We start from the raw sequence: 6,673 nt of genomic DNA on the forward strand, positions 1-6,673 counted from the left end.
GCGCCGCCGCTCGCCGCTCGACTCCCGGCCGAGCTCGATTCACGCCGCGAAGAGGGCCTCGAACAGCCGCTTCCCGTCGTCCCGGCCGAGGATCGCCTCGCTCGCGCGCTCCGGGTGCGGCATGAGCCCCACCACGTTCCGGCGCGGACCGGCCGAGATCCCGGCGATGTCGCGCGCGGCGCCGTTCGGGGCGCCGCCGACGTACCGGAACACCACGTTCCCCTCGCCCTCGAGGCGATCGAGCGTGGCCGGGTCGGCGAAGTAGTTCCCGTCGCCGTGGGCGATCGGCATGGTGAGCGTCCGCCCGATCAGGCCGCGGGTCACCGGCGTCTCCTGCCCGTCCACCTTCAGCGTGACGTCCCGGCAGATGTACTTGAGGGACGCGTTCCGGAGCAGGACGCCGGGGAGGAGCCCGGCCTCGCACAGGATCTGGAAGCCGTTGCAGATCCCGAGGACCGGGCCGCCCGCCTTCGCGAACGCCGCCACGTCCTCCATCACCGGCGAGAACCGCGCGAGCGCGCCGCAGCGGAGGTAGTCGCCGTAGCTGAAGCCGCCCGGGATGACGACGGCGCCCAGCTTCTCGGGGAGCCGATCCTTGTGCCAGACGTAGACGGGGTCCGCGCCGCAGACGTGCTTCACCACGTGGTAGACGTCGTGGTCGCAGTTCGAGCCGGGGAAGGTGAGGACGCCGACGCGCATCTAGAGCTCGATCCGGAAGTCCTCGATGACGGTGTTCGCGAGGAGCTTCCGGCACATCTCCTCGAGCCGCTTCCGCTCGTCCGCCTCGGGCCGCCGCTCGTCCACCGTGACCTCGATGAACTTGCCGAGCCGGACGTCCGAGACCTCGCCGTAGCCCATCGCGTGCAGGGCGCGGTTCACCGCCGAGCCCTGCGGGTCGAGGACCCCGCGCTTGAGCGTGACGTACACGCGCGCCTTCTTCGCCATGCGCGGCTTCATAACACGATTCGCCGCTCGCGCATCCCGCGGAGTTTGCTAGGGTAGCGGGTGAATGTCGGACGGGGCGAGCGCGGAGGTGCTGGGCGTCCTCGCGGCGCTCGCCGCGCTGCTCGGGATGCGGGCGGTGACCGCCGCCCTCGAGGCGGCGCTGGTGGCGGTCGGGGTGCCGCGCGCCGAGGAGCTCGCCGCGGCGCCGGACGCCCGGCCGCGCGATCGGGCGCTCGCCGCGCTGCTCGGCGAGCCGGAGGCGACCGCGTTCACGCTGCGGGCCGCCTCCACCTTCTCGATCCTGCTCGTCGGGCTCCTCGCCGGGGTCGAGGGCGCGCGCCTGGCCGGCGCTGGCGCCCGCTGGGCGGCCGGTCCCGCCGCCGCCCTCGCGGCCGGGCTCCTCTCCCTGCCGATCGCCGCCCTCGCCCGCGGCGCAGGCGCCGCGCACGGGGAGACGGTCGCGCTCGCCCTGGCGGGGCCGTTCCGGGCCGCCCGGGAGGTGCTCCGGCCGCTCGCGGCGCTCGCGCTCCTCGTCACCCGCGGCAAGGGGCGCTTCTCGCTCCCGCGCCCGCCGCTCGACGAGATGGAGCGCGCGCTCGCGGAGTACGCGAAGGGGCACGGCGCCGGCGCCGCCACGAGCGAGCTCATCCACAACGTCTTCGAGTTCCGGGAGAAGGTCGCCCGGGACGTGATGGTCCCCCGCACCGAGGTCGTCGCGGTGGACCTCGAGACGCCGGTGCCGGAGATCATCCGGATCCTCGCCGAGGAGGGGCACTCGCGGATGCCGGTCTACCGCGGGAGCCTCGACCAGATCGCGGGGATCCTCCACGCGCGCGACCTCGTCCCGCTCCTCGCGCACCCGGAGCTGATCGTCCTCGCGGACCTGCTCCGCCCGGCGCACTTCGTCCCGTGGTCGAAGCCGGTGGAGCAGCTCCTCCGCGAGATGCAGAAGCGGAAGCTGCACATGGCGTTCGTCGTGGACGAGTTCGGCGGCGTGATGGGCATCTGCACCATCGAGGACGTCCTCGAGGAGATCGTCGGCGAGATCCAGGACGAGTTCGAGGAGGACGCGGAGGTCAAGGCGGTCGAGGCGCACGCCGACGGGACCTTCACCGTGCAGGGGCAGACCCCCATCGCCGAGCTCAACGCCGCGACCGGCGCGGACGTGCCGGAGGATCAGGGCTTCGAGACGGTGGCGGGGTTCATCAACTCCATCGCCGGGGCGATCCCCTCGCGCGGGGACCGGTTCCTCTGGCACGGGTGGGCCTTCACGGTGGCGGAGGCGGATCCGCGCAAGGTCACGAAGGTGCGGGCGGCGCGGGTGAAGCGGGGATAGGAGACGCCCATGTTCCCCCCGCGCCTGGAAGGCCCGCGGCTCCTCCTGCGGCCCCTCGTCGCCGCGGACGCGCCGCGCCTCACCGCGATCCTGGACGACCCGGCGGTCCACCGGAACCTGCGCCTCGAGCGGCCCATCTCGCTCGCCGCCGAGCGTGAGTTCATCACCGCCCTCGCCCGCGCGACGGAGGAGGTGGTGGTGGGGATCGCGGCGCGGGACGACGGCCGGCTCCTCGGCGTGACGGGGCTCCACCAGCTCGCCGATCCGGCTCGCCAGGCGGAGTTCGGGATCTTCATCGGCGGCCCCGAGGAGTGGGGGAAGGGGCATGGCCAGGAGGCGACCCGGCTCATCGTCGGGTACGGCTTCGACGCCCTCCGCCTGAACCGCGTCTGGCTGCACGTGCACGCCGACAACGCCCGCGGGATCCACGCGTACGAGCGGGTCGGCTTCCGCAGGGAGGGCGTGCTCCGGCAGGCGGCGCTCCGCGGCGATCGCTTCGTGGACGTGATCGCGATGGCGGTGCTGCGCGAGGAGTGGCGGGCGCGCCGGTAGCGCCCGAGCGGTGGGCGAGGCGGCGCCGACACGGCGGCGGGCGACCGGCGGGCGAGCCGTCGCGATCCCGGCGAGCGGCCCGGCCGGGGAGATCCCCGTGCCGGCCGTGCCCCGGCAAGGCCCCCTCTCCATCGTCCATTTGATCATGATGGCGAGACCCTCGCGAACCGAGCGCCCGCGATGAGAGATCGTTCGACACGTGAGCGGAACGGCGTCCGGCTCGGGCAGCCGGTGCGGGACCTGGACGGCAAGCGGCTCGGCCGCGTCGCCGATCTGTACGACTGGGGCTTCGCCGTGCAGAAGGGGTTCCGGTTCGGCTTCCGGCAGGACTGCGTGATCCTGTACTACGAGGTGCGCGGGGAGCGCGACGGGGCCCTGGTGGTGGCGCGGAGCGACCGGGCGCTCGACGAGCTGGCGGCGGGCGAGCTGCCGGAGATCTGGCGCATCCCGACGCCGCCGCAGTTCCCGTCCGCCGCGACCCCGCCGGAGGCGCGGGGCGTCTTCGAGGAGCTCGCCGCCGAGCATCCGCGGGCGGGTGCGCCCCCGGGGCGGGCGGGCGCGCCCCCGGGGGCCCCCGGGCCGGCACCGCAGGAGAGGCCTGCCCCGGTCGGCGAGAAGGAGGAGCGCGAGGAGGAGCGCTCGCGCGGCGAGGCGCTCCCGCCCGCGCCGCCGTGATCCGATTCCGATGAGGAGGGCCGGCCGCGGGTCGCGAGGCCGGCCGCGCCGCCCCGCGCGTTGTGGGGCGCGCCGGTGCGGGGCTATGGTCCGCCGCCATGACCGAAGCCGCCCAGGAGCCCGCTCGCCCCGAGCCGCCGCGGGCCGCGCGCTGGCTCGTGCTCCTCGCCTGCAGCCTGGCGATGTTCGGCAACTACTACGTCTTCGACGCGCTCTACCCGGTGACGCCGCTCCTCGAGCGCACGTTCGGGTTCACCGGGGAGCAGATCGGCGCGCTCGACACCGCCTACAACGTCGCGGCGCTCCTCACGCTCGTCGCGGGCGGCGTCCTCATCGACCGGCTCGGGACCGCGCGCTCCTCGGTGCTCTTCGCGGCGGTGGGCGCGCTCGGGAGCGTGCTCATCGCGGTGCTGCCGGCCGAGCTCCCATCGGCGCCGTGGCGCGCGATGATGGCCGGCCGGTTCGTGCTCGGGGTCGGGTCGGAGCTGTTCATCGTGGCGGCGACCACGGTGGTCGGGCGCTGGTTCAAGGGGAAGGAGATCGCGTTCGCGCTGGCGCTCCAGCTCCTCATCGCCCGGCTCGGGTCCTTCGCGGCCGACCGGTCGCCGAGCCTCGCGGCGGGGCTGTTCCGCTCGTGGCAGCCGCCGCTCCTCCTCGCCGCGGGCGCCGGGGTGGTCTGGCTCGTCTTCGCGATCGTCTACGCCGCGCTCGAGGCGGGCTCGGCGCGGCGCTACGGCGTGGCCGCCCCGGGCGCGACCGACAAGCTCGTCCTGGGGGATCTCGTCCGCTTCGACCGCGCCTACTGGTGGGTGGTGGGGCTGTGCGTGGCCTTCTACGCGACGATCTTCCCGTTCCGGACCTTCGCGAACCTGTACCTCACCCAGGCGCGCGGGCTCTCGGGCGCGGCCGCCGGCGACCTGAAGAGCATCCTCCCCATGCTCTCGATGATCGGGATGCCGCTGTTCGGGCTGCTCGCGGACCGGATCGGGAAGCGCGCGCTGCTCATGGCGGCGGGCTCGGCGATCCTCGTCCCGCCCTTCCTGCTCCTGCCCTTCTGGCGCAGCGGCGTGGAGCTCCCCGGGATCGCCCTGCCGTGGGTGGGGACGATCGTCTCGGCGGGGACGCCGCTCGACGCGGTGGTCTCGATGGCGATGCTCGGGCTCGCCTTCGCCCTCGTCCCGGCGGTGCTCTGGCCGGCCGTGACGTACCTCGTCCCCGGCGAGCGGCTCGGCTCGGCGTACGCCCTCATGACCTTCTGCCAGCAGGTGGGCTGGGCGGCGATGAGCTGGGGGATGGGCAAGGTGAAGGACGCGGCGCGGGCGAGCGCGGCCAACCCGGCGGGCTGGACGGCGGTGATGGGGATGCTCGCCGCCCTCGCGACCGCCGGGTTCGTGTTCTCGTTCCTGCTCTGGCGCAGCGAGCGCGGCGCGCACCCGCACGGCCTCGAGCGCGTGGCGCCGGGGTCCGGCACCGTGTGAAGCGGCCGAGCGGTGCGAGACTCACGTTCGCCCTGAGCGCAGCGCCGGTCCTCCCGTTTGCACTGAGCGTAGCCCCGCGCCCCCGCTCGCCCTGAGCGTAGCGCAGCGTCCTAATCCGTTCGCCCTGAGCGTAGCCCCGCGCCCCCCTCCCGTTCGCCCTGAGCGTAGCGCCGCGCCGGGGCGCGGCGCGGAGTCGAAGGGCGCGGGTCGGCGGGCGCCGAGTCGAAGGGGGCGGAGTCGAAGGGCGCGGAGTCGAAGGGCGCGCCGCCTCACCGAGCGTCACGCGCGGGATCACCGGCGCGGCGCCCGCGTCAACTTATTTGCCATCGGGATCCCGACACCGTATGCTGCGATATCGGCGCAAGATCCCGTGATCAGGCGGGATCCGTACGGGGAAACGCCGGGTGCGGTCGGGGGTCCACGGGGCGGCCCCGCGGTGAACGGGCGGCGGGTGATGGCGGACGGGACGGAGGCGACGGGCGCGGGGGCGATCGATCCGGAGGGGCTCCTCCGGAGCGCCCTCGAGAAGATCGTCTACTTCGAGTGCCGCGTCTCCCAGCTCGAGTCGGAGCTCCAGGCGGCCCGCGCCGTCGCGGAGCGCGCGCGCGCGGACGCGGCGCAGGCGCGCCGGCGCGAGGTCGAGCTCGAGCAGCTCGCCTCGGCCGAGCGCGGCGCGCGCGGCGACGCCGAGGCGAGCGCCGCCGACCTCTCCGAGCGCGTGCGGCTCCTCGAGAGCGAGCGCGAGCGGCTCCTCGGCGGACTCGTCGAGCGCGCCCGGCTGGCGGGCGCCCCGGGATCGGACGGCGCGCCGGGGCCGGAGGAGGGCGGCGCCGACCTGGCCGGCTTCATCGCCGAGCTGCGCGCCGAGATCGAGTCGCTCCGGGCGTGGAAGGCGGCGGCGGAGGCGCAGGGCTTCCGCGGCGACACGCCGGCCGCCTCCGTCGCGGCGGCCACCTCGGCGACCACGGGCTCGAGGGGCTCGATGGGCACCGCGGCAGGTGCGCCCCAGGCGACGGCCACCTCGCGCACGGTCACGGCGGGCACCGCGACCGTGACGGCCATTGCGGCGGCCACCGCGGCGGCGGGCACGGCCGGCAGCGGGGGCACCACCCCGGGCACCGCGCCCGCCCCGGCGCTCGCGGCCCGGGCCGCGGCCGAGCCGGTGGCGCGCCTCGCGGGCCGCTTCGAGGCGGACGGGCGGATGGGGCTCTCCGGCAGCGACGCGGGCCGGCTGAAGAGCCTCCTCGCCACCCGCGCGGACCGCGTCCTCTACGAGCGCTCGATGGACGACCTCCGGGCCGCCGACGCCGCGACCCGGCTCCGGGCGGTGCGCGCCCTCGAGGCGCTCGGGTCGAAGGCGGCGGCGCCGCTCCTCGCCGCCGCGCTGGGCCGCGAGCCGGAGGGCGAGGTGAAGGGCGCCATCCTCTCGGCGCTCGCCCGGCTCCAGGAGCCGTTCGCCGCCGAGCTCGCCGAGCGCGAGCTCCAGGATCCGCGCCCCGCCGTCCGGGTCGCCGCCCTCGACGCCCTCGCCGCGGTCGCCGCGGGCGCCGCGGAGGAGCGGCTCGCCGGCGCGCTCTCCGACGCGAGCCCCCTCGTCCGCCGCCGCGCGGTGCTGCTCCTCGGCTTCGCCCGGGGCGAGCGGGCCGAGGCCGCGCGCGCCGCGGCGCTCGGCGACCCGGACCGCGGC

General features: G+C 75.8%; 7 protein-coding genes. 5 read left to right on the forward strand and 2 right to left on the reverse strand.

Annotated features, from left to right (window positions below; all coding sequences use genetic code 11):
• Nucleotides 1-39: 39 nt before the first annotated feature.
• On the reverse strand, nt 40-699 hold the full coding sequence (gene purQ / locus MNZ27_RS06940; protein ID WP_242393312.1) for a phosphoribosylformylglycinamidine synthase subunit PurQ: 660 nt from the start codon (nt 697-699) through the stop codon (nt 40-42).
• Nucleotides 700-945 (reverse strand): phosphoribosylformylglycinamidine synthase subunit PurS, encoded by a 246-nt coding sequence (gene purS / locus MNZ27_RS06945; protein WP_242393313.1) that lies wholly within the window; start codon nt 943-945, stop codon nt 700-702.
• Between the two features lie 64 nt (nt 946-1,009).
• On the opposite strand from purS, the gene MNZ27_RS06950 reads away from it, so the two are divergent.
• The 5 genes from MNZ27_RS06950 to MNZ27_RS06970 form a co-directional block, all read left to right on the forward strand.
• The gene (locus MNZ27_RS06950) at nt 1,010-2,281 is read left to right on the forward strand and encodes a hemolysin family protein (protein ID WP_242393314.1); all 1,272 of its coding nucleotides are present in this window, start codon (nt 1,010-1,012) and stop codon (nt 2,279-2,281) included.
• A gap of 9 nt (nt 2,282-2,290) precedes the next feature.
• Nucleotides 2,291-2,833 carry a GNAT family N-acetyltransferase gene (locus MNZ27_RS06955; RefSeq protein ID WP_242393315.1) on the forward strand — a complete coding sequence of 181 codons (543 nt, stop codon included), beginning with the start codon at nt 2,291-2,293 and terminating at the stop codon, nt 2,831-2,833.
• Between the two features lie 180 nt (nt 2,834-3,013).
• Nucleotides 3,014-3,508, forward strand: a complete 495-nt coding sequence (locus tag MNZ27_RS06960; protein ID WP_242393316.1) for a hypothetical protein — start codon at nt 3,014-3,016, stop codon at nt 3,506-3,508.
• Nucleotides 3,509-3,606: 98 nt separating this feature from the next.
• Nucleotides 3,607-4,986, forward strand: a complete 1,380-nt coding sequence (locus MNZ27_RS06965) for an MFS transporter (RefSeq protein WP_242393317.1) — start codon at nt 3,607-3,609, stop codon at nt 4,984-4,986.
• 454 nt (nt 4,987-5,440) lie between these two features.
• Nucleotides 5,441-6,673 (forward strand): HEAT repeat domain-containing protein (locus MNZ27_RS06970; RefSeq protein WP_408629682.1); only part of this gene is annotated, 1,233 nt, incomplete at its 3' end.

Source organism: Anaeromyxobacter oryzisoli, from assembly GCF_022690765.1.
Classification (GTDB): Bacteria; Myxococcota; Myxococcia; order Myxococcales; family Anaeromyxobacteraceae; genus Anaeromyxobacter; species Anaeromyxobacter oryzisoli.